Genomic DNA, 25,985 nt, shown 5'->3' on the forward strand with positions numbered 1-25,985 from the left:
ATGTTGATTCACCGATATGGATGTTCTCTCCCAGTCCTTTCGCGTCCTTGGCGATGCGACACGGCTGCGGATCCTGCGCCTTGTGGCGCAGGCGCCGCTGAACGTGACGGAGCTGGTGTCCCTCGTGGGGGTGGCGCAGTCCTCGGTCTCCCACCATCTGGGCAAGCTCAAGGGTCTGGGCCTCATCCGCGAGGAGCGGCAGGCGGGCTACAGCTACTACTCGCTGGCGCTCGATCAGGAGGACGCACGCTGGCCTCTCATCCGCATGGCCCAGGAGGCCGAGGATGAGGACGGGGACTCCGCGCGGCTGAAGGATCTGCTGCGCGCCCGCGAGGATCGCCAGGCCCTCAACGAGCGCCTGCTGGAGCCCGGCCAGTCCTGGTTCCTCTGGGCCGGAGCGCTCGCCTCGCTGCTGCCGCCGCTGGACGTGGTGGACTTCGGCTGCGGCACCGGCACCCTCTCCGTGTCCATCGCCCGCTGGGCCCGGCGCGTCTGGGCGATTGATCAGAACCGCGAGGCGCTCGCCCAGGCGAAGGAGCGCGCCGCCCGCGAGGGCTGCACCAACATCCACTTCCTGTGCGAGGACTTGCACCGCCTCTCTCTGCCGAGCGCGGAGAGGGACTTGGTCGTCATCTCGCAGAGCCTTCACCACGTGGAGTCCCCCGGCGCGGTGCTGACCGAGGCGGCGCGGCTGCTCAAGCCCGGCGGCAAGCTGGTGGTGCTGGAGCTCATGCCCCACGACGAGCGCTGGGTGCTCGACCGGCTGGGCCACAAGCACCTGGGGTTTGCCCCCGAGTTCCTCGAAGCCGCACTCGCCGAAGCAGGTTTTCAAACCATCACCCGAGAGACGCACGCGCGGGACGGGGCCAGCCCCTTCCGCGTCTTTCTCCTCACCGGAGTCAAACCCGCATGAGCCACCTGCCAGCCCCCCTGCCTCCGCCCCCGGGTGAAAACGGCCGCCGCGTCGAGGCCCTCCGCATGGCCATGCGCGAGCGCATCCTGGTGCTCGATGGCGCCATGGGCACGCTCATCCAGGCCCAGAACCTCAAGGCCGCGGACTTCGGCGGCGCCGAGTACGAGGGCTGCAACGAGCACCTCGCCCTCACCCGGCCGGACGTCATCGAGAAGATCCACGCGGACTACTTCGCCGCGGGCGCGGACGTGACGGAGACGGACTCCTTCGGCGGCACGCCGGTGGTGCTCGCCGAGTTCGGCCTGGGGCACAAGGCGGTGGAGATCAACGCCGCCGCCTCTCGCGTGGCGCGCAACGCCGCCGAGGCCGCCGAGGCGAAGGATGGGCGGATGCGCTGGGTGGCGGGCTCCATCGGTCCCACCACGAAGGCCATCTCGGTGACGGGCGGCATCACCTTCGAGGAGCTGGTGGACAACTTCGCCGTGCAGGCCGAGGGCTTGGCCATCGGCGGCTCGGACTACCTGCTGGTGGAGACGTGCCAGGACACGCGCAACGTGAAGGCAGCGCTGCTCGGCTGCCAGCGCGCGTTCCGCAAGCTGGGGTATGCGCTGCCGGTGGCGGTGTCTGGCACCATCGAGCCCATGGGCACCATGCTGGCGGGCCAGTCCGTGGAGAGCCTCGCCGCGTCGCTGGAGCACGTGGAGCTGCTCTACCTGGGCCTCAACTGCGCCACCGGCCCCGAGTTCATGACGGACCACATCCGCTCGTTGTCCAGCATGAGCTCCTTCCCGGTGTCTTGCGTGCCCAACGCGGGCCTGCCGGACGAGAACGGGCACTACCTGGAGACGCCGGAGATGCTGGCCCGCTCGCTGCGGCGCTTCTGTGAGCACGGCTGGCTCAACGTGGTGGGCGGCTGTTGCGGCACGCAGATGCACCACATCCGCGCCATCGCCGACGCGGTGAAGGGCCTCAAGCCGCGCCGCGAGGCCCCGCGCCCGCGCTCCACGCTGTCCGGCGTGGACTACCTGGAGGTGAAGGAGGACGAGCGTCCCGTCATCGTCGGCGAGCGCACCAACGTCATCGGCAGCAAGAAGTTCAAGGAGCTCATCGTCGCGGGCCAGGTCGAGGACGCCTCGGAGATCGCCCGCGCCCAGGTGAAGCGCGGCGCCCAGGTCATCGACATCTGCCTCGCGAACCCCGACCGGGACGAGCTGGAAGACATGCGCCGCTTCTTGGAGGTCGTCGTCAAGAAGGTGCGCGTGCCCTTGATGATCGACTCCACGGACGAGGAAGTCATCGCCATGGCGCTCACGTACAGCCAGGGCAAGGCCATCATCAACTCGGTCAACCTGGAGGACGGCGAGGAGCGCTTCGAGAAGGTGGTGCCGCTGGCCCGCCAGTTCGGCGCCGCGCTGGTGGTGGGCTGCATCGACGAGAAGGGCATGGCCGTCTCGCGGCAGCGCAAGCTGGAGGTCGCCGAGCGCTCCTTCGAGCTGCTCACGAAGAAGTACGGGATGAAGGCAGAGGATCTGTACTTCGATCCGCTGGTGTTCCCGTGCGCCTCGGGCGACGCGCAGTACACGGGCAGCGGCGTGGAGACCATCGAGGGCGTGCGCCTCATCAAGCAGCGCTTCCCCCAGTGCAAGACGGTGCTCGGCATCTCCAACGTGTCCTTCGGCCTGCCCACCGCGGGCCGCGAGGTCCTCAACTCCGTGTTCCTGTACCACTGCGTGCAGGCAGGCCTGGACATGGCGCTCGTCAACTCGGAGAAGCTGGAGCGCTACCCGTCGCTGCCCGCCGAGGAGCGCAAGCTCTCCGAAGACTTGCTCTACAACCAGGGCCCGGATCCGGTGACGCCCTTCGCCGCCCACTTCCGCGAGCGCAAGCCGCAGAAGGCCGCCACGTCCTCGCTGCCCCTGGAGGAGCGGCTGCAGCGCTACATCATCGAGGGCACCCGTGATGGCCTCTTCGCGGACCTGGATCTGGCGCTGGAGAAGTACGCGCCGCTGGAGATCATCAACGGCCCGCTGATGAAGGGCATGGACGAGGTGGGCCGGCTCTTCGGCGCCAACGAGCTCATCGTCGCCGAGGTGCTCCAGAGCGCCGAGTCCATGAAGGCCGCGGTGACGCACCTGGAGCCGAGGATGAGCAAGGCCCAGGCGGCCTCGCGCGGCAAGATCGTCCTCGCCACGGTGAAGGGCGATGTGCACGACATCGGCAAGAACCTGGTGGAGATCATCCTCGCCAACAACGGCTTCCACGTGGTGAACCTGGGCATCAAGGTGCCGCCCGAGCAGCTCGTGCTGGCCGTCAAGGAGCACAAGCCGGACATGCTCGGCCTGTCCGGCCTGCTGGTGAAGAGCGCGCACCAGATGGTGGCCACCGCGGAGGACCTGAAGCGCGCCGGTGTGGAGGTGCCCATCCTCGTGGGCGGCGCGGCGCTCAGCCGCAACTTCGTGGACCGGCAGATTGCCCCCGCGTACCAGGGCACCGTGGCCTACGCGCAGGACGCCATGAGCGGCCTGGAGCTGGCCAAGCAGATCGTCGACCCGGCCGGCCACGCGAAGCTCAAGGAGGACCTGACCGTCCGGCGCCAGAAGCTGGCCCAGGAGGTGAAGGAGCGCCCCAAGGCGCCCGTGGCCGTGGTGCCCTCCAGGCGCAGCAAGGAGGTGGACATCCTGGCGAGCGTGCCGCCCGTGCCGGACTACGAGCGCCACGTGCTGACCAACACGCCGCTGGACCACATCTGGAAGTTCATCAACCCCGTCATGCTCTACGGGCGCCACCTGGGCCTTCGCACGGCCTCGCGCGCGCTGGGCACTCCGGCCGAGGCCGAGCTGGCCAAGACGGAGGAGGGGCGCAAGGCGCTGGCGCTCAAGGAGGCCGTGGAGGAGATCAAGTCCTTCCTGCGCGACGGCGTCATGAAGGCGCGCTCCGTCTTCCAGTTCTTCAAGGCGGGCAGCGACGGCAACCGCGTGCTGCTCTTCGACGGGCGCACCGGCGAGCAGAAGGCCGCCTTCGACTTCCCGCGCCAGGAGAAGGAGGACGGGCTGTGCCTGGCGGACTACGTGCTGCCTCTGGAGGGCGGTGAGCCTCGGGACAACCTGGCCATGTTCGTCACCACCGCGGGCGCGGGCATCCGCGAGCTTGCCGAGGGGTTCAAGGTCAAGGGCGAGTTCCTCAAGATGCACGCCGTGCAGGCGCTGGCGCTGGAGACCGCCGAGGGCTACGCGGAGCTCATCCACACGCAGATCCGCAGCATGTGGGGCTTCCCGGACAAGCCGGACATGACGATGCTGGAGCGCTTCCGCGCGGAATACGAGGGCAAGCGCTACTCCTTTGGTTACCCCGCGTGCCCGCGGCTGGAGGACCAGGCGCTGCTGTTTGCCGCGCTGCGTCCAGAGGAGATCGGCGTCCAGCTGACGGACGGCTGCATGATGGAGCCCGAGGCGTCCGTCTCCGCACTCGTCTTCCATCATCCTCAGGCGCACTATTTCTCGGTGACGTAGAGTGGGGCCCCTATGAGCGCGCCGATCATTCGCCGTGCCGTTCAGCTTCTTCCCGCCTGTTCGTCCACGGGCATCGGGAGCATGCCGCACACGCAGGTGGAGATGGGACTCCAGGCCGCGCTGGCCATGGACATCCCTTTCCTCCCGCAGATGCCCATGCACCATCCATCCGAGTACATGATCCCCTCGGCCATCGAGGGGCTGCCGGGGTTGAGCTACGACGAGGACGGTATCTGCACCGTGGACCTCGCAAAGTGGGAGGCGGGCCGGGCGGCCTTCGAGGCCAAGCTGGAGGCGGCGCTGTCCTCCGGAGAGCTGGAGGCCTTCGAGCCGACGCCGGAGGCCTGCCGCGCGTGGCTGCCGTTCCTCTGGGAGGTGGAGAACCGGAAGCTGCGGCTCGCCAAGGCTCAAATTGCCGGCCCCTTCACGGTGCTCTCCGTGGCGCGCACCAGCGACGGCCGTACCACGCTGGAGGTGCCAGGGCTGGATCAGGCCCTGTTCCGGCTGGTGATGGTGCGCTCGCTGGCGATGGTGAAGGCGCTGCGCCGCACGGGCGCCACGCCGCTCTTCTTCCTGGACGAGCCGGGGCTGTATGCCTTCCAGCGGTCTCAGCCTCGCCACTTGCTGGCCCTTCAGGAGATGAAGCTCCTCACGCTGGCCCTGCAGCGCGAGGGCGCCCTGGTGGGCATCCACTGCTGCGGCAACACCGACTGGGCCGCGCTGCTGGACGTGCAGCCGGACCTGCTGTCGCTGGACGTGCGGCTCTCGCTGGACGCGATGCTCGAGGAGACGGAGGCGCTTACGCGCTTCCTGAACTCGGGGGCCACGCTGAGCCTGGGCATCATCCCGACCGACCTCACGTCCACGTATGACGTGACGGAGCTGACGGACTCGGTGGAGGCCTCGCTCAAGGCGGCGCTGCCCAAGGGGCACAGCTTCACGCAGGTGCTCACGCACATGATGCTGACGCCCGCGTGCGGCCTGGCGATGCGCTCGGTGCAAGATGCCGAGCGCATCTTGGGAGAACTGCGGGCCGCGCAGCGGCGGCTGCACGAGACGCTCGACACCGAGCGCGGTCCGGAGTTCTACGTCATCTAGCGGCGGCTACTGGCGTCCGAGCTGCAGCTCGCGCTCGGCCTGGCTCCAGTCCTGCTCGGGGTTGCCGGGCTGGCCACCGCGGGCCAGGAAGATCTCATAGGCGCGGCGGGCGATCTGCTCGTGGGTCGGGCCCGTGCGCGCGGGCGCGGCCGTGTTCGTCGCCGCCTTGGCCGGCGGGGTGGTGGCAACCTTCGCGGTCTCTTTCTCGTTCGTCGTCGGGTTCTTGGCGGTGTTGCGGGCCATGGCTTCTCCTGCGGATTGGGAATAACTGGCGAACCATGAGGGAAACCCCACGTGGATGGAACCGCACCCAGGTCCGTGGGTTCTGGTGTGAACACGACACTTCGGGAGCTGTTTCCCGGGCCACACTCGGCAGGTCGGTTCCCGGTCAGCCAAGGACCTCAGCCGCCCAGCACTCCAGCCCTCAGCGCGGCCTCGAGCGCGCGCTGCATGGCGGTGCTCATGCCGAGCCCCTCGGCCTGCGCGGGTGTGCACCAGCGTAGCTCGTGAAAGGCGGGCGCACGGGAGGGAAGCTGGCGGCCAGAGACGCGCAGCAGCCTCAGGGTGAGTGCCCGGTGAGTGAGCTGGCGCTGCACCGTGCCCAGTGCGGTCTTGGCGGTGACCGAGACTCCGAGGGACTCCGAGAGCTTCGTGGCCGCTGCGGCGTCCTCCGCGTCCGGGTCGATCTCCGCAGCAGGGAGCTCCCAGAGGCCTCCGAAGAGCCCCTTGTCGGCCCGGCGCGCGAAGAGCAGCGTGTTCTCGTGGGGCCACACCGCCAGCGCGAGCGTCAGGCGCTTGGGCGCGGCGCGCACCTTGGCGGGAGGCAGCTCGTTCACGCGGCCGTGCTGGAAGGCGAGGCAAGCGGCTCGTACGGGGCACAGCAGGCACAGCGGGCTCTCAGGTCGGCACACGGTGGCGCCGTGCTCCATCAGGGCCTGGTTGAGATCTCCCGGCCGCTCGCCCTTCACGAGCGCCCGGGCCAGCCCCCACAGGTGGGCCTCGCGGGCGCGGTCTCCGGGAGGGCCCTCCACCTCGAAGAGGCGAGAGAGGACGCGCGCTACGTTCCCATCCACCAGCGGTGCTTCCTCTCCGAAGGCGATGGAGGCCACGGCGCCCGCCGTGTAGCGGCCGAAGCCGGGCAGGGTGAGCAGTGCCTCGGCGGAGGAGGGGAGCTTGCCTCCGAAGCGCGCCACGACTTCCTGCGCGGCCCGGTGCAGGTTTCGCGCGCGCGAGTAGTACCCGAGCCCTCGCCACCCGGCGAGCACGTCATCCAGCGGGGCCGCGGCCAGCGCCTCCACCGTGGGGAAGCGCGCGAGGAACCGCTCCCAGTAGGGAATGACGGTGGCCACCTGGGTCTGCTGGAGCATCACCTCGCTCAGCCAGATGGCGTACGGGTCCTTCGTGCGGCGCCAGGGCAGATCCCGCCGCTCCCGGTCGTACCAGGCGAGCAGCGGCGCGCGGATGGACGCGAGCCTCCGGGCCTCGGGCAGTTCCGGGACGGGGGCGGCGGCGGTGCGCTTCCTCATGGCTCGGGCCGCTTCGCCATGCGGTGGAGCATGCGCCGGGCGGCGACATCGAAGAGGCCCGGCACGAGGCGGTTGGCCAGCACCATCAGCCGCCCCGGCAAGGTGAGCACGGTGTCCCGGCGGTGGCGGCGGCTGGCCTTCACCATGGCTGCAGCCACCTCTTCCGCGCTCATCTGCTTCAGCGGGGGCGCGTTCTGCTGCCAGCCCTGGGCGTGCAGCCGCGTCTGCCGGAACTCCGTCTCCGTGAAGCCCGGAGACACGAGCAGCACGGAGAGGCCCTCGGCGGCCAGCTCCGCGCGCAGGGACTCGGTGAGCGCGTTCACCGCCGCCTTGGCCGCGCAGTAGCCCCCCAGCAGCGGCAGCCCGCGGTGGCCCAGCACCGAGCTGACGTTGACGATCTGCCCCCCCGGGCGCTTGCGCAGCAGCGGCAGCACGGCCTGCGTGACGCGCACCAGGGCGAAGAAGTTCAGCTCGAACACCTGGCGCAGCTGCTCCTCGGAGAGCGCCTCCACCGGGCCGAACAGTCCAATGCCCGCATTGTTGATGAGGACATCCACCGCGCCGAAGTGCGCCTCGGCCTCACGCGCCAGCCGCTCCACGTCCGCCGCTTGGGTGATGTCACAGCGCACGGCGAGCGCCTGGGCTCCTCGCCCCTCCAGCTCGCGTGCCAGCTCCTTCAGCAGCTCCTCGCGCCGGGCGGCGAGGACCACGTGGGCCCCCTGGGCCGCGTACGCGAGGGCTGCGGCCCGGCCGATGCCGCTCGATGCTCCGGTGATGAGGACAACCCGTCCCCGAAAGGCTCCGTCAGACATGGTGGGGCGCACCTTACCTGTCTGGTAGGCCGTGGCGCACCTCACTTTCTCATGTCGAATGTGCTTGCCCGCTGGGCGAGGAGGGGCGGCTGCCGGTGGCATCCGGCGGAGTGGGCAGCCGCACGCGGAAGCAGGTGCCCCGCCCTAGGGCGCTCTCCACGGAGATGTCTCCGCCCATGCGGGTGATGATGCCGTGGCTGATGGACAGCCCCAGCCCCGTTCCCGCTCCCACCGGCTTGGTGGAGAAGAAGGGATCGAAGATGCGCTGGATCATCGCCTCGGGCATGCCAGCACCGGTGTCGCGGATCTCCACCACGACGTGGTCCTGCTCCACGAAGAGACGGACGCCCACCTCGTGCTGCCCGGGCGCTCCCTCGGGGATGGCCTGGAACGCGTTGAGCAACAGGTTGAGGAACACCTGCTCCAGGAGCGTGGCGTTGCCCATCACGGGGGGGACCGCTCCGAGCTGCTGGACCAGGCGGGCCCGGCCTCTCAGCTCTTGCTGGCACAGGGCCAGCGTCGCCTTCAGGGAGCGCTGAACGTCCACCAGTTCCTGGGGCTCGTCGTTCCCTCGCGCGAACGTCTTCAAGTTGCCCGCGAGGTGTAAGATGCGTCGCGCGCCCTGCTGGGACTCGGCGAGCGCCTCCAGACACTCATCCAGGGTCGCCAGTAAGTGAGCGGGCGTCGCCTCGTCAGGAGGGGCCTTCAGCAGGTAGCGCAGCGCCTCCACGCCCTCCGAGATGAAGTTGAGGTTGGAGCAGATGTAGCTCAGGGGGTTGTTCACCTCGTGGGCCACGCCGGCCGCCAGTGTCCCCATGGCCGCCAGCCGATCCGCCTGAATGAGCCGTTGCTCCAGGAGCTTGCGCTGGGTGATGTCCCGGACCAGGACGACCACCGTCTGCCGGTGGGCCACCCGCACCATGTCCGCGCTGAACCAGCACAGCCCTGCGGGGAGCTGCAGGCTGTACTCGAAGCGCTCCGTTTTTCCCGTCTGCAGGACCCGCAGGATCCGCTCCATGAACGGCTTGGCGGCCTGGGGACCGAGGACTTCATGGAGGGTGCGCCCCAGCGCTTTCTCCCGAGGCACCGCCAACAGCTCGTCCGAGCGGGCCACGATGGCCACGTAGCGCCCCTCCGCGTCGATCTCGAAGATGATGCTGTCCGTCAGTCCGACGACGAAGCGCAGGCGGGCCTCGGCGGCTTCCAGCTCAGGGCCCAGCGACTCGGAGATGTGCGGGGGGAGAGGGGGCCCCCCTGGGCTCTTGGCCTCGTCCATATGCGTCTCGAGAACGTCCACCTCCATGACACCGGAGGTACCTCAAAGCTTCCCACTAAAAGGATGCAGTGGCAGGGGGCATTGGCGCCTGGGTCACCTTCTACCCGGTGATTTGATCAGCGAGGCGTGGGCGCAGTGCCGGGAGTCAGCTTGCCGAGGTCCAGCGCCTCTCCCTCGGCCAGTTCCAAGAGGATGTGTTGCCTGGTGCCGATGACCATCCGGTGCTGGCCCGGCTCGAGTGCGAGGAACTCGAAGCGGCCATCTTGAGCGGGGTAGATGCGCTGCTCGCCCGGTGTGCCGACATCCAGGGACACCTGCAGCATGAGGGCAGCTCCCGCGGCGTTGACAAGCCGGCCCGTCACGCTGGCCAGGATGCCCACAGGCACCTCGGCGGTGGAGGTTTGGCCGGCGGCCAGTTGCACCTTCACCTTGCCGGTGCGGCCATCGGTGGTGCGCGCCTGCAGCTCCAGTGTTCCCGGGGGCAGATCCACCCACTCGAAGGTATCCCCCACGAAGGGGCGATCACCCAGCCGGTCCGTGGAGGTGTCCTCCTTGAGCTGGAACACATGCAGCTCGAAGCCCTGCACCGGCGCGCCGCGCACCGTGACGATCCGGCCTCGAAGGGCGGCGGCCTTCTCGAGCCGCACCACCACGTTTCGGCTGCCCACGCGCACGTTCTTCAGCGAGCCCTGCTCGGCGCCCCGCTCGGCGCTCACGGAGACACGCTTGCCCAGACTGCTCAGGGACGTCGTCAGCGTGAACTGCCCCTGGCCGTTGGTGTCCGTGTAGGAGGTCAGCTCGGCGCCATCGTCCAGGCCCACCTCCGCTTCGGGCACGGGCTCTCCGCGCGCGTTCAGGACGATGCCCGAGGTCTCCGCCACCATGTCTGGGACGGTGAGGCTCACCCGGGCGACCTTGCCGGCCTCGACGCGGACGGAGCGCTCGGGGCCCTCGTCCTCCGCGTCGGTGTAGGACGCGCGGAAGGTGTAGTCGCCCGGCTGCAGCTTCAGGGTGAAGTGTCCTTGCTCATCCACCTCGGCCGTCTGGTCGCTGATCTCGGAGGAGACAGCCCCGATGGACACGGGGTAGGCGGGATGCCCGCCGCTGGCCCGGCGCACGGTGCCCTCGACGATGCCCAAGGACTCCAGGAGGACGAAGTCGGCGCGAGCGGTCTCACCCTCCTGGAGCGTGAGCTCGCGGGTCACGGGCTGGCCGGTCCATGCGATCTTGGCCTCGACAGAGTAATGCCCCGGGGACAGGCCTGAGATCTGGTAGTGGCCCGACTCGTCCGGGGTTCCGTTGTGCACCCGGCGCCGGCCCTCGGGGCCCGCCTCGAGCACGACGAGGACGCTGGCATCCTCGGCGGGGCGGCCCAGGGCATCCGTCACCGTTCCCTCCAGCCTGGCCTCGCGGATCAGCGAGAGCTCCAACGGGGTCTCCTGGCCGGACTCGATGCGCACGTCCTCGCGCCGCGTGTCGGAGAAGCCCTCCTTGGAGAGCGAGACGAAGTACAGGCCCGGCGGGAGGCGCTCCGCGCGGAAGGTGCCGTTCTGGTGCAACTGGACACTGTGGGTCCACCCCGATTCCCCATGGCGAAGGGAGAGGAATGCTCCCTGGATGGGCTCCTGGGTGGACTTCACGAAGGCCCGCCCCGAGAGGGTGCCGGTGAGACGCAGGCGGATGACGAGCCCATCCACCAGCCCACCGCGCGCCACCGTCACCTTGCCCTCATGGAAGCCCGACAAGCCCGTGGCGCTCGCGGCAAGCAGGTATGTGCCCTCGCTGACCTCGAGGGAGAAGCGCCCCTGCGCGTCCGCTGGCTCCGCCAAGCCCTCGGAGTAGCGGCCCGAGGTGGTGGCCCAGACCTGCGCTCCTGGAACGGGTGCGCCCGTGCCATCGACCACCTGGCCTTCGAGCTGGGCGGTGCCCTCGAGCTCGATGCTCACGGACTGCCGTCCGGGGACTTCGACCTCGAGCGAGGTTTCTGTATGACCTGGGGCCTTGGCTTCGATCAGGTAGGTGCCCGCGACGAGCGTGTCCACCCGGAAGAGGCCTCGCGCGTCGCTGGTGACGGAGACGTCCGGCACGATGCCGCTGAAGTCATCGCCTATCAGCTGGAGGGACAGCTGCGCCCCCGCGAGCGGCTGCTCCGAGTCCTTGTCCAGGACGCGCCCGGTCAAGGTGTGGCCGGAGGTCAGCTCGAACCGGGCGATGGGCTTGGCTCCGCCCTCCTTCACGGTGAGCTTCACCCTCGAGACCGCGAAGCCTGGGGCGAGCGCCGCGAGGCTGTACTCTCCCGGCTTGCACCACGCTTGCCTGCGGCCCTCGGGGCCCACGGGCAAGGGGGTCAGGTCGTAAGCGAGGTCCTCGCTCTCGAGCCGGACCGCGCCCACCTTCGCATTCGGGACGGGCGCTCCGAGGGCTGTCACCTCCAGCTCGATGCAGGGGCCTGGGCCCGCGAGCTCCTCCTCCAGGAGCTCGGCGTCGATGTCCTCCGAGGGGAGATCATCGTCTTCGGGCTCCTTCGCCTCTGAAGTCCCCGAGGTATGGGGTGAACGTGAAGCAGGGGAGGAGCCTGGACGGGCGGCGGCCTGGGCCGGGCCAGGGGCTGCGGGCGCTTCGGGCGGTGTGCGCAGGCCCCACCAGAGCGCTGGGAGGGCCAGCAGGAGGACCGCCAGAATGAGCCGCAGCGTCTTGGGCACGGCCCGAGTCTACCGCGCCCTGCACGCGGCTGGCTCTGGGCCGGGCGCTTACTTCTTGCTGGAGCTGCGAGAGCCGCCGCGCTTGCCGCCCTTGCGGCTCGCGGACTTGCCCGCGTTGGCGATCTTCGCGGCGCGGGCCTTGGGCATGCCCTTGCGCTTGAGCGCCTTGTACTGGCGGGGGTTCTTGGTCTTGGCGCCACCCTTGCTGCTGCTGCTGCTTCGGCTGGTGCTCCGGCTGCGGCTCTTGCTGCTGCTGCTGCTGCTTTTCTTCGAGGCCATCTGGGCTCCTGCTGAATTCTGCTGTCCGAAGGTGGGCAGCAGACTCGCGAAGGCTAGGGAGCCCCTGTGTCGGCGCAAAGTCCCCGAGGTCCGCTGCGGTGTGCAATTGGACAACTGTTCCCACGTAGAGCCCGATCGTCGCACCCAGAGGGAGGAGAGTGTCATGCAGAGATCATGGGGCTGGCTGTTCCTGCTCGCGCTGGCGGGCGTGGGCTGCGCGCATTTCGAGGCTCGCAACCAGTTCGAGCAGTCGTTCGAGCAGAGTGGGGAGGGGCCCCTCTCGCGTGTCGAGGTGGATACCTCCTCGGGGGACGTCCGCATCCAGGGCGTGCCGGGGGCCCGGTTCCAGGTCACCGGACGCATCTCCGTGTACGCGAGCAGCCCGGAGAAGGCGCGGGAACTGGCGGAGCAGATCGCTCGCGAGCCTCCCGTGGAGGTCTCGGGGCAGGTGCTCTCCCTCGGGCGGAAGAAGCTGCCGGGGGATGGAATGTTCCAGGGCGTCAGCATCGACTATGTGGTGGTGGTGCCTCCCGAGGTCGCCGCGTCCATCGACACCTCGTCGGGTGACGTCGAGGTCCGAGGGCTGCAAGGCCCGGTGAAGGTGGACAGTTCCTCGGGGGACGTGAGGCTGACGCAGGTGGGGGCGGCCCAGGTCAACAGCTCCTCGGGAGAGGTGGTGCTGGAGGAGGTTGCGGGAGATATCGAGGTCGACAGCTCCAGCGGGGATGTGCAGGTTCGAGGGTCCCCGAGCGCTCGGGCCCGCTGGGACATTGATGCCAGCTCGGGGGACATCACCCTGGCGGTGGCTCCGGATGCGTCCTTCCACTTCGAGGCCCACACGTCTTCGGGAGAGGTGAAGACGGAGGTGCCCATCCGGGTTCGAGGGACTGTGGATTCCGACTCGCTGGAGGGGAAGGTCGGGGAGGGCGTGACAGAGGCCGAGGTGAAGGTCCACGCGTCCAGCGGGGATATCCGGCTTCGGCATCACGGGGCGTCCGGCGCGCAGGCTTCCCAGTGAGCCTCCAAGCTCGCGGCATGGGAGGATGACGCCATGCGTGAGCGTGCGGGAGTGCCTGGGAAGATCGGGGGAGTGGTCCTCCTCGTAGGGCTGCTGGTGGGGTGTGCTGGGAATCGGCCTGCGGAAGCGGAGGCCCTTGCTGTCTCGAAGCCTGCAATGCCAGCGCTGTGGGGCTCGCTCACTCCGGGGCCCTTCGACGTGGGCGTGCGGGTGATCATGTTGCCCGCGCAGGCGCTCTCTCCCCGGGAGGAAGCCGGGCCCCCTTCGCCTCAAGTGACGCTCTGGTACCCCGTGGCGCGCGGGCAGCGCGGCGGTTCGCGCCTGCGCTACCGGGACTATGTGGCGCTCTCCGGCCTGGAGTCTCATGCGCGTCTGGCTGAGGGCGCCGCCGCTGGGGAGAAGGCTGTCTCCGAGTACAACCAACTCCTGCTCCAGAATGGGGTTCCGGCTCTGGCTGTGGCGGCTTGGCTGGGCTCGGAAGTTGCTGCGGGGCTGGATGCCCCGGCGGCGCCCGGACGTTTCCCGCTGGTGCTCGTGGCGCAGGGGCTGTTTCATTCCGCGCATCATCAGGCGCTGCTGGCCGAGTACCTGGCGAGCCAGGGCTATGCGGTGGCGACGACTCCTTCGTTTGCTCGTGCGTTGCCTCCGGGGCCTGTGGAGGATGTCCTGGCTGGAGCACGGCTTCAGGCCAGACACCTGGAGCGTGCACTGGCAATGCTGCGTTCGGAGTCGATGGTGGACCCTGCGCGCGTGGCCGTGGTGGGGCACAGCTTCGGGGCGCGGGCGGCGTTCCTGTTCTCGCTGCGGCGCCCGGTGGCGGCTTTCGTCAGCTTGGATGGAGGCATTGCCAACCAACAGGGCAAGGATTGGCTGAAGGGCCTCTCGGATTTTCGCCCTGCGGACTTCCACGTGCCGTTGCTGCACCTGTACCAGCCGGGGGATGAGGTGGTGGCGCCGGACTTCGAGTTCGTGCGCTCACTGCGAGGCGCTGACCGCTGGCTGATCCGGATGGAAGGGCTGCGTCACTTGGACTTCACCAGCCTGGGAGCGGCCGCGGCGATCGCTCCTGAGTTGGCTCCTTCGGGACGTGCTGCTCCTACGGCAGAAGCATGGGCCTCCACCGTGCGCGTGACGGGCGTCTTCCTGGATGCTCACTTGCAGGGGCGCCCCGAGGTGCTGACGAGCGCGGCGGCGGGCCTGCCGCCAGGAGCCGTGGAACACCTGAAACCGGCCGCTCCCTGAGGGCTCGGCCAGGAGGCTCTCCATGCGACGGTGGGCGGTGGCGCTGGTGCTCGCATCCCTGGCGGGATGCAGCGCCCCAACGAAGGTCGTCCGCTTGGAGACAGGCCAGGGCGCGCCTGTCGTTCACATCCCTGGCCGCGATGTGGGGCCGGTGGAGGTGAGCGAAGAGGCGTTCCAGCAAGCCGTGGCGCAGCACGCCCGCGCTGTGCCATCCGTGGAGCGGCCGCTGGAGTACGCCCGGCAGGTGTTGGGAGTGCCCGAGCGCAGTGGGTGGTACCGGTACGAGGGCCGAAGCCAGCGGCTCATCGTGTCCGAGCCAGGCCCCGCCCGGAACTTACGGTTGCTGCCGGAGCAGGAGGAACTGAAGCGCCGCTACCTGCTGTGGTGCGAGGCGAAATGGGGAGGCGGCGACTGCCTGCGGTTGCTGGTGGACAAGCCCTTCTTGGATGGGGATGCCAAGTACGCGCCGGCCATGGCGATTGCCCACAGCAAGGTGCTGGGAGTGATGAAAGAGGAGCTGTCCCGAATGGTGAGCCCTCAGGCCGTGGTGGCCACAGTGGTGGGCGGCCTGACGATGTATGCGGTGTTGCTGGCGCTGCCGGAGCCGGTGACCAAGGGCGTGGCTGCGTTGCTGACGCTGGGGGCGGTGGCGTACCTGGGCTGGGACACGGTGTGGCAGCTGATCGACGGGTGGCTGGTGTTGATGAGGGAGGTGGATGAGGCCCAAGACTTCGACGGCATCTACGCGGCGGGAGAGAAGTTCTCAGGAGTGATGGGGGAGAAGGCTGCGCGGGCGTTCGTGATGTTGGCCACGGTGGCGGTGGGGAGCACCGCCTCGGGGATGGCGGCGACGCTGCCGAGGTTGCCGGGCGCTGGGCAGGCGGCAGTAGTGGCCGGGACGCAGTTGAACGTGCGCTTTACAGCACCCGCGCTGGCCCAAGTGGAGTCGGTGGCCATCAGTGCTGAGGGCGTCACCATCGCGCTGGCGCCTAACGCCATGGCCATGGCCGCGAGCGGCAACTCCGGTGGGCAGGCGGGAACTCAGACCGGGCCAGCCAGCTCCGGTGGCCCAGGGGAGTGGGTCAAGGCGGGCGAGGGCATGTCTGGGCAGGCCCGGCGCTATCAGGTGCAGGTGACGGGCGCTCCCGAGGGTCACGTCTACCGCGTCAAGTTGGGAGATAAATACGTCAAGTTCGATGGCTATGACGACGGGGGGCTCATCGAGACCAAGAGCACCGGTTACGCCCAGTGGGTTGATAAGAACCTGGACTTTCTCAGGATCTTCAATGGGCGTGAACAGTTGCTTGATCAAGCGCGACGCCAATTGAGGGCCGCCAGAGGAACTCCCATCCGGTGGATCGTTGCTGAAGAGCGATTTGCAAGTGCACTCAGGAAGCTGTTCAAGGCAAATGGCCTCGATGACATCGAGGTCATCCATGTTCCTCCCGTTCCATAAGGTACGGACGCTCCATGCTTGAGACCTACTACGTTGGTTCTTACTGGCTCGCCCGTTCCGAATCTGCCGAAGCGTGCGCACGCCGTGCGGAGCGATTTTTCCAAGAGATAGGCCGTTGCGACTCGGCTTGGAACAGCTGGTATCGGGCAGCAAACTCCTTTGAGGAAGCGCGCAAACGTCAGTTCGTTCCGAGCGCTGCCAACTTCGAGAGTTTGTTCGCACAGGAGGAACATCAAATCGGGGATGGCTTTTCCTTCCACCTGTGGACCGGTGACAGCCCAGAGGAAACGTCTGGCGTCGACGGGTCGTGTGGTTCCGCTGACACCTTTCTTCCTTCGACTTGTGTCCTCGAACCCTTCGATGAAGGGCCTGTCGGAGCACGGATGCTGAGCGCCTCTGTAATGACCGATGCGCTACGAGCCATGGTCGTGGCTTGGGACCCAGAGTGGGGGGTGGTGACTTCTACTGCGCATCGGGACAGCGTCACGGAGAAGCCGAAGGCAGGCACCTTCGTGGGGTGGGTGATGTACTTCTCTCGCCTGCGAGGCCCCGTGCCCCCACTGCCCGCTCCCGTTCGCATCGAGCGGGTGGAGGACAAGGGCACCCTCGTCATCCTCACCCCCGAGCGGTTCACTGTCTCCAACCCGGAGCATGTCGCTCTCGCGGCGCGCGTCCATGAACTGCTGGCGCGCGCCGGGCTTCTCGGGAAGTTGCGGCCGTGGCCGGCTGCGGCGCCCTGACCGTCCTCAGGGGTGTTTGGCGGCCCGGACCTTGCTCTGGGGTTTCGCGCGTTTCGCCAGCCAGTCGTCCACCTCCGCCGTGCGCAAGGTGTCCTTCACGCTCACGAACGCCGCGCGGGCCTTTCGGGCGGCGTCCACCACCTCCACCTCCTTGCGTTTCAGCGCGTCCAGCGCCTGCGCGATGCCGAAGAACGCATCGCCCCGGACGGGCTCCTCCTCCGTGTTGAGCACGAGGGCTCGCTCGAAGAGGGGCATGGCCCGCTCGGGCTGCTTCAGATCCAGGTACGCCAGACCCGCTCCCACCGCCGAGTTCGAGATGTACAGGTGATCCTTGCCGAGCGCCTTCTCCTTCAGCGCCATCGCCTTCAAGAAGGACTCCAGCGCCTCCGTGTGCTTGCCCGCAAGCGTGTTCGCAATACCCACCAGATCGTACGCATCCCCCACCTCGGGGTGCTCGGGGCCATAGGCTGCCAGGCGGATCTCCAGTGCCCGGCTCGCATACGTCCGCGCCTGCTCGATGTCCCCTGTCTTGAGCAGCACCTGCGCAATCACGTAGTTCAAGCTGCCAAGCGAAGGGTGCGTCGGCCCGTGCACCTTCTCGCGGATGGCAATGCCCTCCCGCAGCGCCTGGAGCGCGTCATCGAACCGCTCCAGCTTCCGGAGCACCACCCCCAGGTTCACCAGGATGCTCGGGCGGCGCGCGTTCTCCTTGCCGAAGAGCCGCTCGTTGAGCTGCAGCGCGCGCTCCACGTGTCCCAGCGCCTCGTCCGGCTTGTCCGCCCTCGAATAGATGATCCCCAGCGAGGTCTCGACGTCCATCTCGAGGTCCTCATTGCCCCCCATCCGCGCGATGGAGGCCTTCGTCAGCTCGCTCCATTGGAGCGCCTCGTTGAGCCGCTTCGGATCCGCCCCCAGGGTGAACGCCATCGAGCCCATGGCCCGTGCCGCCACCGCGTCATTGTGTGAGGCGTGCGCCGTCCACACCGCCTGCGTCAGGTGCCGCTCTGCCTGCACGTAGTCCGCCGAGCGCGCTTCCAGGAAGCCCTGCCCGTACAGCGCCTCGGCCACCAGGGGCCGGTAGCCCAGCGTGGAGGCCGCCTTCACCGTTTGCTCCGCCACCTCCCTCGCCGGCTTGTAGCGGCCCGCGTCCGTCATCGCCTTGAGCCGCGCCAGCTCCCCCGAGATGCGGTCGATCTCCCCGCGGATCTTCGGATCCTCCGGCGGTGCCTCCACCTGGCTCAGCGTCGCCACGTCGGCACAGGCCCGCAGCGAGGGCAGCACCGCCACCGTGTCCACCGCCTTGGGAAGCAGTGCCGCGTCCGCCGAGGCCAGCACGCCCGTCACCGCCTTCACGTCCTGCAGCCGCCGCTCCAGGCACACCACGCGCAGCGAGTGCAACTGCTCCGTCTGCTCGCCCCGGAGCCGCGTGGCGCGGCACGCCTCCGTGCTCTCCGTTACCCAGCCCTGCGCGTACGTGTCCAGCATCCGCGTCACCCGCGAGGCCACATCCGCCGCCTCGGGCTTCCCCGTGGCCACCAGCGCATCGGCCACCTTCTTCCGGGCCGCGTCATCCCAGATGCCCGCCAGCTTCTGCTCCGCGCCCGTGCACAGCTGCGCCTGCGCCTGCGAGGCCCGATGCGCATACCACCCATAGCCGCTGCCCAGCGCCACCACCGTCAGCGCCGCCGCTCCCGCCGCCAGCCGCCTCACCCGAGGCCGGTACTCCAGCTCTCGCAGCAGCGCGTCCATCGATGGGAAGCGATGCCCCGGGTCGGGCGCCAGGCCGCGCATGATCGCCTTCTTGATGAAGGCGGGAATCTTGGAGTCCTTGGGTGGCTCGAAGGCTCCCGTCACCGGATCGATGGGGCGCAAGTCTCCGGGCCGCTGGCTCGGCCGCGAGGTCCCCTTATGAGAGGAGGGCGGGCTGTAGTCCGCATCCCGCGCCGACGAGCGCGTGCGATCGAACGGCCACACCCCGAACAGTGCCCAGTACAGCGCCACGCAGAAGCTGAACTGATCCCCGCGTGCATCGGGCGCCTCTCCGCGCCGCTGCTCCGGGGACATGTACATGAGCGTACCCACCGCCTGGCCATCCAGCGTCACCTGGACCAGCTCCGGCGCCGCGTGATCGAGCGCTCCCTCCGGCAGCGCGGGCCGCGCTGGCTCCACCCCGTCCTCGGCCATGCGCGCCAGGCCGAAGTCCGTCACCCGCACCCGTCCATCCTTCCCAATCAGCACGTTGTCCGGCTTGAAGTCCCGGTGCACCAGCCCCGCCGCATGCGCGCCCGCAAGGCCCCGGCCCGCCGACAGGAAGGTGTCCAGCACCTCGTGCCACGAGTGCTTCTCGTCCTTCACCCACTTCTTCAGCGTGGTGCCGTCCACGAACTCCATGGCGACGAAGACGCCCTCGCCCAGCGTCCCCACGTCGAACACGGAGATGACATGCGGATGCGACACGCGCGCCATCGCCTGCGCCTCGCGCAGCAGCCGCGCCTGGCCAATCGTCCGCCCCTCGGCGTGCTGCTTGTCCGTGCGCAGCAGCTTGATGGCCACGCGGCGGCCCAGATCCGGATCCCACGCCGAATACACAATGCCCATGCCGCCCTGGCCCACCTTCTCCAGGACGAGGTAGCGCCCCACTTGCTCGCCGCGATCGGGCGTGCGCCCCTCCTTCACCCACTGGGGCATGACGGCCTCTACCGCCGCGGACACCGGAGGAACCGTGGGTGAAGCAGAAGGCGAAGGCGAGGGATCGATGGGCGGCGCCTGTTCGGCGAACACCGCCGCCGTGACGTAGCTCTGCTCCGCCGCCGGTAGCGCGTCGGTGGCCCCATCCGTCTCGGCGGAGAGCCGCCCGGCGCATTGCTCACAGCCCGCCAGGTGGCGCTCCACCTCCGCGGAGCGCTCGGGCGAGAGCTGGCCCCGGAGGAACCGGGTGATTTCGGCGGTGTCGAGGTGCCCCATGTGCGGATGGTCCCTGCCGTGTGATCCTACGGGTGGCGTCCTCCATTATCGTGGGTTTGCGGCCGAAGGCGCACATGGGGGGCAAAGCCCAGGAAATCCAAGGAGTTGGGGCTTTTGCCCGACCCGACGCAACTTTTGGCTTTAAGGATGTGAGAATTCCAGTGATCGCAGTCTCTTCCAGAACCCTTGAGGCTCCTCCTCATGAAGATCGACTCCCCCAAGTTCGCCCCGGTCCCCCGCGTCGCTTCGCGCCCGGCGTCGGCCCCCGCCTCCGCTGCGGCCTCGAACACCGGGATTGTCCCCACCACGAAGCGCCCCTCTGACGGCTTCGAGACGGCCTCGGCGCGCCCGAGCACCGCAGCCACCGGGAACACCGGCATCACGGGGGCGGGCACGGCCTCGGTCTCGGCGAAGCCGTCGAGCACCGACCTGGACTTCGAGTTGGATCCCTCGCTGGAGCCGTACCGCGACGTGTTCGCCAAGCTGGGCACGCGCATCTCCAAGCTGCCGACGGAGGAAGAGCGCACCAAGGCCATCGACGTGACCGCCTTGCGGCTCTCCGAGTCGCTGCAGCAGGATTATGGCAAGGTCAAGGAGGGCCTCACCAACGCGGTAGCGGCGGCCTCGAGGGGGCCTTCGTCGAGCCGCGATCCGCAGTGCTGCTTCCGGATGGATCGCCTGCTGGACTTCTCGTCCAACGTGAAGCAGGTGGGTGACAAGCTGAAGAACCTCGGTCTGGACCTCGCCAAGGACGTCTCCCTCCGGAGCAAGGGGCAGATCCTCAAGGCGGCCCAGCCGCAGCTGGACCAGCTCAACCTGAAGGGCCGGGACATGCAGATTGCCCAGCGCTACGTCGTCGGGCTCGTCCACGAGGCCCGGGCGCGCGACTCCGGCTCGACCGGCGGAGAGGGACGCCTGCCTCGCCTCCCCAACGATCGCTTCCAGCTCCGCCCTCGCCAGTAGGCCCCAGGAGGCAGGACCCGACGGGGAGTGAAGGGGTACTCCCTCGCTGGGTGAGGAATTTGCCTGGTTCCTTACCCGCCCCCCTTCTGGACGGGCGGCCAACGGCTTAGGATGCGCGCCTCGCATGAGGCGCACCACGCTCACCAATGACTTCTCCTGGTCCAAGAGCCGCCACGAGAAGTTCTCTGAATGCCTTCGGGCCTACTACCTCTATTACTACCGCTCGTGGGGCGGGTGGGAAGCGGAGGCGGCGAAGGACGTGCGCGAGCTGTACGTCCTCAAGAAGCTGAACAACCGCTACACGTGGGCCGGCAGCGTGGTGCACGAGTGCGTGCGGGACGTGCTGCTGGACTGGCGCGCGGGGCGCTCGGTGGACCCGGCCGAGGCCGAGGCCCGGGCCCGCAGGCTGATGCAGGACGACTTCCGGCACTCGCAGAAGAAGGCGTACTGGACGCAGAAGCACCGCAAGTCCTTCACCGGGCTGGTGGAGCACGAGTATGCCGAGCCCGTCACGGACGAGGCGTGGAAGCAGAACTGGGAGACGGTGCGCCAGGCGCTCTCGTGGTTCTTCTCTTCGCGGTGGCCGGCGCTGGCGCGCTCGCTCAAGCCCGCCCAGTGGCTCGAGGTGGACGCGGGCTTCGACTTCTCCAGCTTCACCCTGGATGGACTCAAGGTGTTCGCCATCCCCGACTTCGCCTACGTGGACGACACGGGCGCGCCCGTGGTGGTGGACTGGAAGACGGGCAAGGCGCGCGAGGGCTATGACGACCAGGTGCTGGGCTACGCGCTCTATGTCTCCCAGCGCTACAAGTTCCCGCTGGAGAAGGTGCGCGCCTCGCTGGTGTACCTGAACGAGGGGCTGGAGCAGGACGTGCACGTGGACCTGGAGGCCATGGATGCCTTCAAGGGCCGCTTCGCCCAGAGCGTGGCCCGCATGCGCGAGGTGCTGGCCGATCCCGCCACCAACGCGCCCAAGGATGTCTCGGTGTTCCCTCAGTCCGAGGACCTGTCCCCGTGCGTGCGCTGTGTCTTCCGGCGGCCCTGCGGACGGCAGGAGGCGGCGGCGCAGTTCCAGGCGCAGCAGCAGCAGCAGGCGCAGACCTCCGCGCCCAAGGTGGCCTGAGCCGCGCGGGCTTCAGGGGCTGGGGTGGGCCGCCAGCCACTGCGAGATGAGGTCCTGCTTGGAACCCTGGCCTACCTGCTGCCAGTGCATCCGGGCCGCGGTGGCCAGCGTCACCGCGCGCGGCCGCTCGCCGCGCCGGGCCTCCCAGATCGCTCGGGCCAGGGGGAACTGCACCTCGGCGAGGATGCCTCCCTCGGGGCTCAGCTTCAGGGCGCGCTCCAGCACCGGCAGCGCCTCGATTGGCCGGCGCTGCGCCAGAAGCAGCTCGCCCTGGGCCATGAGCACGTAGGACAGATCCGGGTGGTCCTTGCCGTAGGCCTTCTCCTGGATGGCCAGCGCGCGCTCGAGCTTCTGCCGGGCCTCCTCGTACCGCCCCAGGTTCATCAGGTCCGTGCCCAGCAAGGTGAGCGCCAGGGCCACCAGTGGGTGCTGAGGCCCTCGGGCCTTCTCCTGGAGCGAGAGGGCGTGCGCGTGCCGCTCCATTGCTTCCCGGTGGCGTCCCATCTCCGACAGCGCGTTGCCCAGGTTGTTGAGCGTGCTGGCCAGGTCCGGGTGGTCCTTGCCCAGGAGCTTCTCCTTCAAGGCCAGGGCCCGCTCCGAGTACTGGACCGCCTCCTCGAAGCGGCCCAGGTCGGTGAGCACCCCGCTCAGGTTGCTCAGGGCGCTGGCCACGTCCGGATGCTCAGGCCCGAGCACCTTCTCCTGGAGGGCCAGCACCTGTGCGAACCGCTCGCGCGCCTCCTCATAGCGGCCGAGATCCCGCAGCGCGGCGGCCGCGGGCTTGAGCGCCTTGGCCACCTCGGGATGCTCCGGGCCCAGGACCTTCTTCTTCAGGGCCAGCGAGCGCTCGGCCATCTCCAGGGCCAGCGGGTACTTGCCCATCCACCATGCGATGTGGCTCAGGTGCTGGAGGGAGCTGGCCACGTCCGGGTGCTCGGGGCCCAGGGCCTTCTCCCGCAGGGCGAGGGCGCGGGTGGCCTTCTCCCAGGCCTCCGGGTATTGCCCCATCTCCTGGTGCAGGACGCTCAGGTGGTGCAGCGCGAGCGCCAGCGCGACGTCGTCTTCGGTGGCCTCCGCCACGGCTTCGACGATGGGCGCCAGTGGCGTGGCCTCCTGCAGGCGCTTCTGCCGCACCCCCGTGACGATGAGGAGGTAGCTCAGCGACCGGGACATGAGCACCCGATCCTTGCCGCGCGCACTCTCGGCGAGGGCCTGGCGCAGGGCTGCTTCGGCGCCCTTGTAGTCGCCGGTGTCGTGGCGGAGCCGGCCCGTGAGGAACAGCAGGTGCGCGGTGAGCGGCGCATCGCCCACGGGCTCCACCTCGTGCAGCAGCGGCTCCGCGGCGGCCAGTCCCTCCTTGTACTTGCCGGAGACCAGGAGCGCCTCCACCCGATCCTCCTTCTTCTGGAGGGCCTCCACCTGAGCGCGGATGCCCGGATCCTCCGGCGGAGGCACGGCAGCGGTGAGCGCCTTGTCGTCCTCGCAGTCCTCGAGCGGAGGCAGCGACTGGGCCGCCTGGGCCGCCTTCTCCAGCAACTCAGGGTCGGCGCCTCGCGCCAGCAGCTCCGTGGTGGCGTGGAGCCGGCTGCGGCGCCGCTCCAGGCAGGACTCGCGCAGCGCCGCCAGCCGCGAGTTCTGCGCCGTCTGCTCCGCCTGACACAGCGCCTGGCTCTGCTTCACCCACCGCTCGGCGTAGCCCTGGAGGGCGGTGGTGACGCGCTCGGCGGTGGCCGCCGCGTACGGCAGGTTTGTGCCCAGCAGCGACTGGCGCACCCGCACCTTCACGGCCTCGTCCCAGATGCCGTCCAGCCGACGCGACACCTGACTGCACGTGGGCTCCTGCGCGTGCTGGCGGCCCCAGCCCCAGATGGCCAGCGCGGCCAGCAGCAGCCCCACCGAGGTGAGGGTCCCGGTCATCCGCTGGGCTCGGCGCTTCTCCTCGGGATCATTCGCCAGGGCCATGAGCAGCGCCTCCATGGAGGAGGGGCGCTGCAGGGGGTCTACGTGCAGCCCCTGGAGCACCGTGCGCGCCAGCCAGGGTGGAACGTCAGACGAGGTGGGCGGCGGCAGCAGGCGGCCCTCGCGCCGGGCGCGCGAGTACTCGGCCATGCTGCTGGCCGGGAAGGGGAGCTGCCCATAGAGGGCCTCGTAGAGCGAGACGCAAAAAGCGTAGAGATCGCTGCGGACGCCCGCGGCCTCCCCGCGCATCAGCTCGGGGGCCATGTACTTGGGCGTGCCCATCAGCGTGCCCGGCACGGTGAGGGCGCTGTCCCACGTGTCCGAGGAGAGCGAGGCGGGTACTTGCTCGGCGTTGGTGGGGCCAGGGTTGGTGCGTGCCAGCCCGAAGTCCGTCACCCGGACGCGGCCGTCCTTGCCCACCAGCACGTTGTCCGGCTTGAAGTCCCGATGGATGAGGCCCGCGGCGTGGGCGGCGGCCAGTCCCCGGCCCGCCGCGAGGTAGGCGGCCAGTACTTGGCGCCACGTGCGAGGCTGCTCGTCCCGCCACTTCCGCAGCGTCTGCCCCTCCACGTACTCCATGGCGATGAAGAGGGAGCCATCCTCCAGAGGCCCGGCGTCGTAGACAGCCACCACGTGGAGGTGGTTGAGGCGCGCCATGGCCTGGGCCTCGCGCACGAGGCGGGCCTCGCCGTCGCCGGCGCTGTCGCTGGCGTCCTCTTGGGAGCGCAGCAGCTTGAGGGCGATGCGCCGATCCAGCCGCGTGTCATAGGCCGCCAGCACCACGCCCATGCCGCCCTGGCCCAGCTGCTCGAAGATCATGTACCGGCCAGCGAGCGTCTGGCCTGGGGTGGGGATGGAAGAGAGCCAGGTGACTTCTTTTCCCGGGGAGAGCGAGGAGGAGGAGCGGATGACGGTGTCGGCCTCTGGCGGCGGGCCGGAGGCGGGGGCCGTCTTCGGTTCCTGCTCGGAATCACTCATGCTCGGAGTGATTATCCCAGACCCCCGTCAAAACATCACGACCCCGCCCCACCAGAGGGAGCGGGCCTCCTAAGGGACCTCGGAGGCCGGGCCCGGACGCAGCGCAGCGAGGGTCCGGGCGATTCGCTCCAGCTCGGCCGCGTCCAGTCCGCTGGATCCGAGCCAGTCCTGGGCCAGATCCAGCACAGTGGCCTCATCCAAGCCGTCCGGCAGGCGAGCCACGAGCCCCGCCATTCGATCGCTGATGCGAGCGATGGCGGGCCGCAGCTCCTTGTCGAGAGAAGGAGAGGGGGCTCCCGCATCAATAGAGGCGCGTCGCTGCACCCCCTTCGCGGCGTCGATCTGCGCCTGGAAGAAGGCGTCGAGCGCCGCGTCCGAGGGAGGGGCTCTGTCCAGGGCACCCGCCGCACTTCGCACCGCCTCTCGTGAGGCTGCCAGCACCTTGGCCTCTTGAGGGAGATCCTCGATGGGTTTGCCGTCGCGCTGCTTGGCTGCGGCGACCCAGGGCATGAGCGCCAGCCGCTCGGCCGTGGCCGCCAGCAGGGCCTGCACGGGCAGCGCGGTGGCATCTCCGGCCCCGGGCCCCAGATAGCGAGCACGCAGCGAGCCGAGGGCTCCGTTGCTCTCTTGCGCGAGGAGCCATGCGTTGAGCTTCGCCTCCAGGTCGGGCCGGTCCGCGCGGACGTAGAGGGCGACGACGTCCCGGGTCAGCGGCCCGACCCGCTCGATGCCCGTGAGACCCTGGGCCCAGCGCGGGGCCTCGAGGTTGTTGCTGAGCGCCGCGTGCGCCTGACCGGTGGCCAGCGCCTCCCGCACCGCCGCGTTGTCTGGGATGGCCAGGATCTGCGCCTGATGAAAGAGGCTTCGGGCCACGCGCTCCAGGTGGCCTCCTCGGTTGACCGCGACCCGCAGCTCGGGCCGGTCGAGCGCGCGCACCTCGGCGAGGGCGGCTTCGGGTCCAGGCGGGAGGGCCGTGGCCGGAGTCAGGGCCCAGCTCGGCCGTCGCAGCAGCAACACGGCGCCATTGCGGAGCACCGGGACGGTGAAGCGCCCGGTCAGCGAGCGCTCGGGGCGCACGGTGATGCCGCTGTCGGCCAGGTCGAACTTCCCTGCCTCGAGGTCCTTCACCAGCTCCGGCCAGCGGAAGCGCACCCACGAGGGCTGGAGCCGGTGAGCCTCGGCGAAGGACTCCACCACCGCCACGGAGAAGCCGTGGGGACGCTCTTCCTTCCAGTCGCTGAAGGGCGGGTAGTCGCCACTGGTGCCAACGCGCAGCTCGGGCCCCGGGGGCGCGTGGCCTGGGCCTGACTGGCACGCGGCCACCGCGCCGAGCAGTACGGCCAGGGCCAGCAGAGACGGCGTCTTCAGAGAGAGACGGTGGAAGTGCATAGGAACCCTCGGGAGCAGCCGGGTGATTCGCAGCAGTG

Annotated in this window: 18 protein-coding genes; 9 read left to right on the forward strand and 9 right to left on the reverse strand. The window is 69.2% G+C overall.

Annotated features, from left to right (window positions below; genetic code table 11):
* The first annotated feature begins 16 nt into the window (after nucleotides 1-16).
* The 3 genes from DB31_RS32550 to DB31_RS32560 are packed head-to-tail and all read left to right on the forward strand — an operon-like array spanning nucleotide 17 to nucleotide 5,520.
* Nucleotides 17-913 (forward strand): ArsR/SmtB family transcription factor, encoded by an 897-nt coding sequence (locus DB31_RS32550; RefSeq protein ID WP_044195015.1) that lies wholly within the window; start codon nucleotides 17-19, stop codon nucleotides 911-913.
* On the forward strand, nucleotides 910-4,422 hold the full coding sequence (gene metH, locus DB31_RS32555; RefSeq protein ID WP_044195018.1) for a methionine synthase: 3,513 nt from the start codon (nucleotides 910-912) through the stop codon (nucleotides 4,420-4,422). The genes DB31_RS32550 and metH overlap by 4 nt, the downstream gene beginning before the upstream one ends.
* A 12-nt stretch (nucleotides 4,423-4,434) precedes the next feature.
* On the forward strand, nucleotides 4,435-5,520 hold the full coding sequence (locus DB31_RS32560; RefSeq protein WP_044195020.1) for a uroporphyrinogen decarboxylase/cobalamine-independent methonine synthase family protein: 1,086 nt from the start codon (nucleotides 4,435-4,437) through the stop codon (nucleotides 5,518-5,520).
* 6 nt (nucleotides 5,521-5,526) lie between these two features.
* Here the strand turns inward: DB31_RS32560 and DB31_RS32565 are convergent, their stop codons facing one another.
* The 6 genes from DB31_RS32565 to DB31_RS49780 form a co-directional block, all read right to left on the reverse strand.
* A complete protein-coding gene (locus DB31_RS32565; RefSeq protein ID WP_044195024.1) occupies nucleotides 5,527-5,763 on the reverse strand; it encodes a DUF2934 domain-containing protein in 237 nt (78 codons plus the stop codon).
* 158 nt (nucleotides 5,764-5,921) lie between these two features.
* Entirely contained in the window at nucleotides 5,922-7,046 is a 1,125-nt protein-coding gene (mutY, locus tag DB31_RS32570) for an A/G-specific adenine glycosylase (RefSeq protein ID WP_044195027.1), read from the reverse strand.
* Entirely contained in the window at nucleotides 7,043-7,858 is an 816-nt protein-coding gene (locus DB31_RS32575; protein ID WP_044195383.1) for an SDR family oxidoreductase, read from the reverse strand. Before DB31_RS32575 ends, mutY begins: the two co-directional genes overlap by 4 nt.
* Before the next feature lie 49 nt (nucleotides 7,859-7,907).
* Complete coding sequence (locus tag DB31_RS32580; protein WP_240486986.1) at nucleotides 7,908-9,161, reverse strand: sensor histidine kinase; 1,254 nt, start codon at nucleotides 9,159-9,161, stop codon at nucleotides 7,908-7,910.
* An 89-nt stretch (nucleotides 9,162-9,250) separates the two neighbouring features.
* Nucleotides 9,251-11,836 carry a carboxypeptidase-like regulatory domain-containing protein gene (locus DB31_RS32585; protein ID WP_044195030.1) on the reverse strand — a complete coding sequence of 862 codons (2,586 nt, stop codon included), beginning with the start codon at nucleotides 11,834-11,836 and terminating at the stop codon, nucleotides 9,251-9,253.
* A gap of 48 nt (nucleotides 11,837-11,884) precedes the next feature.
* Entirely contained in the window at nucleotides 11,885-12,115 is a 231-nt protein-coding gene (locus DB31_RS49780; RefSeq protein ID WP_044195034.1) for a DUF7218 family protein, read from the reverse strand.
* 163 nt (nucleotides 12,116-12,278) lie between these two features.
* Between DB31_RS49780 and DB31_RS45420 the strand changes: the two genes are divergently transcribed.
* From DB31_RS45420 to DB31_RS51460, 4 genes are read left to right on the forward strand one after another with little or no spacing between them, the layout of a single operon-like run.
* Nucleotides 12,279-13,133, forward strand: coding sequence for a DUF4097 family beta strand repeat-containing protein (locus DB31_RS45420; protein WP_052420435.1), 855 nt, complete (start codon nucleotides 12,279-12,281; stop codon nucleotides 13,131-13,133).
* Between the two features lie 33 nt (nucleotides 13,134-13,166).
* Nucleotides 13,167-14,375 carry a dienelactone hydrolase family protein gene (locus DB31_RS32600; RefSeq protein WP_083968960.1) on the forward strand — a complete coding sequence of 403 codons (1,209 nt, stop codon included), beginning with the start codon at nucleotides 13,167-13,169 and terminating at the stop codon, nucleotides 14,373-14,375.
* A 22-nt stretch (nucleotides 14,376-14,397) separates the two neighbouring features.
* A complete protein-coding gene (gene sitA5 / locus DB31_RS32605; protein WP_044195039.1) occupies nucleotides 14,398-15,831 on the forward strand; it encodes a SitA5 family polymorphic toxin in 1,434 nt (477 codons plus the stop codon).
* 14 nt (nucleotides 15,832-15,845) lie between these two features.
* The gene (locus DB31_RS51460) at nucleotides 15,846-16,571 is read left to right on the forward strand and encodes an Imm52 family immunity protein (RefSeq protein WP_044195042.1); all 726 of its coding nucleotides are present in this window, start codon (nucleotides 15,846-15,848) and stop codon (nucleotides 16,569-16,571) included.
* A gap of 6 nt (nucleotides 16,572-16,577) precedes the next feature.
* Here the strand turns inward: DB31_RS51460 and DB31_RS32615 are convergent, their stop codons facing one another.
* The gene (locus DB31_RS32615) at nucleotides 16,578-19,535 is read right to left on the reverse strand and encodes a tetratricopeptide repeat protein (protein ID WP_052420436.1); all 2,958 of its coding nucleotides are present in this window, start codon (nucleotides 19,533-19,535) and stop codon (nucleotides 16,578-16,580) included.
* A 201-nt stretch (nucleotides 19,536-19,736) separates the two neighbouring features.
* Here DB31_RS32615 and DB31_RS32620 point away from each other — a divergent pair, with 201 nt between their 5' ends.
* Nucleotides 19,737-20,498 (forward strand): hypothetical protein, encoded by a 762-nt coding sequence (locus DB31_RS32620; RefSeq protein WP_044195044.1) that lies wholly within the window; start codon nucleotides 19,737-19,739, stop codon nucleotides 20,496-20,498.
* A gap of 124 nt (nucleotides 20,499-20,622) precedes the next feature.
* Nucleotides 20,623-21,621: a PD-(D/E)XK nuclease family protein gene (locus tag DB31_RS32625; protein WP_044195048.1), complete on the forward strand. Its 999-nt coding sequence runs from the start codon at nucleotides 20,623-20,625 to the stop codon at nucleotides 21,619-21,621.
* Nucleotides 21,622-21,633: 12 nt separating this feature from the next.
* On the opposite strand, the gene DB31_RS32630 is transcribed toward DB31_RS32625, so the two are convergent.
* Nucleotides 21,634-24,558, reverse strand: a complete 2,925-nt coding sequence (locus DB31_RS32630) for a tetratricopeptide repeat protein (protein WP_052420437.1) — start codon at nucleotides 24,556-24,558, stop codon at nucleotides 21,634-21,636.
* Nucleotides 24,559-24,627: 69 nt separating this feature from the next.
* Complete coding sequence (locus tag DB31_RS32635; protein ID WP_044195051.1) at nucleotides 24,628-25,947, reverse strand: transporter substrate-binding domain-containing protein; 1,320 nt, start codon at nucleotides 25,945-25,947, stop codon at nucleotides 24,628-24,630.
* Nucleotides 25,948-25,985: the final 38 nt, after the last annotated feature.

Origin of the sequence: Hyalangium minutum, assembly GCF_000737315.1 — a bacterium.
GTDB classification, from domain to species: Bacteria; Myxococcota; Myxococcia; order Myxococcales; family Myxococcaceae; genus Hyalangium; species Hyalangium minutum.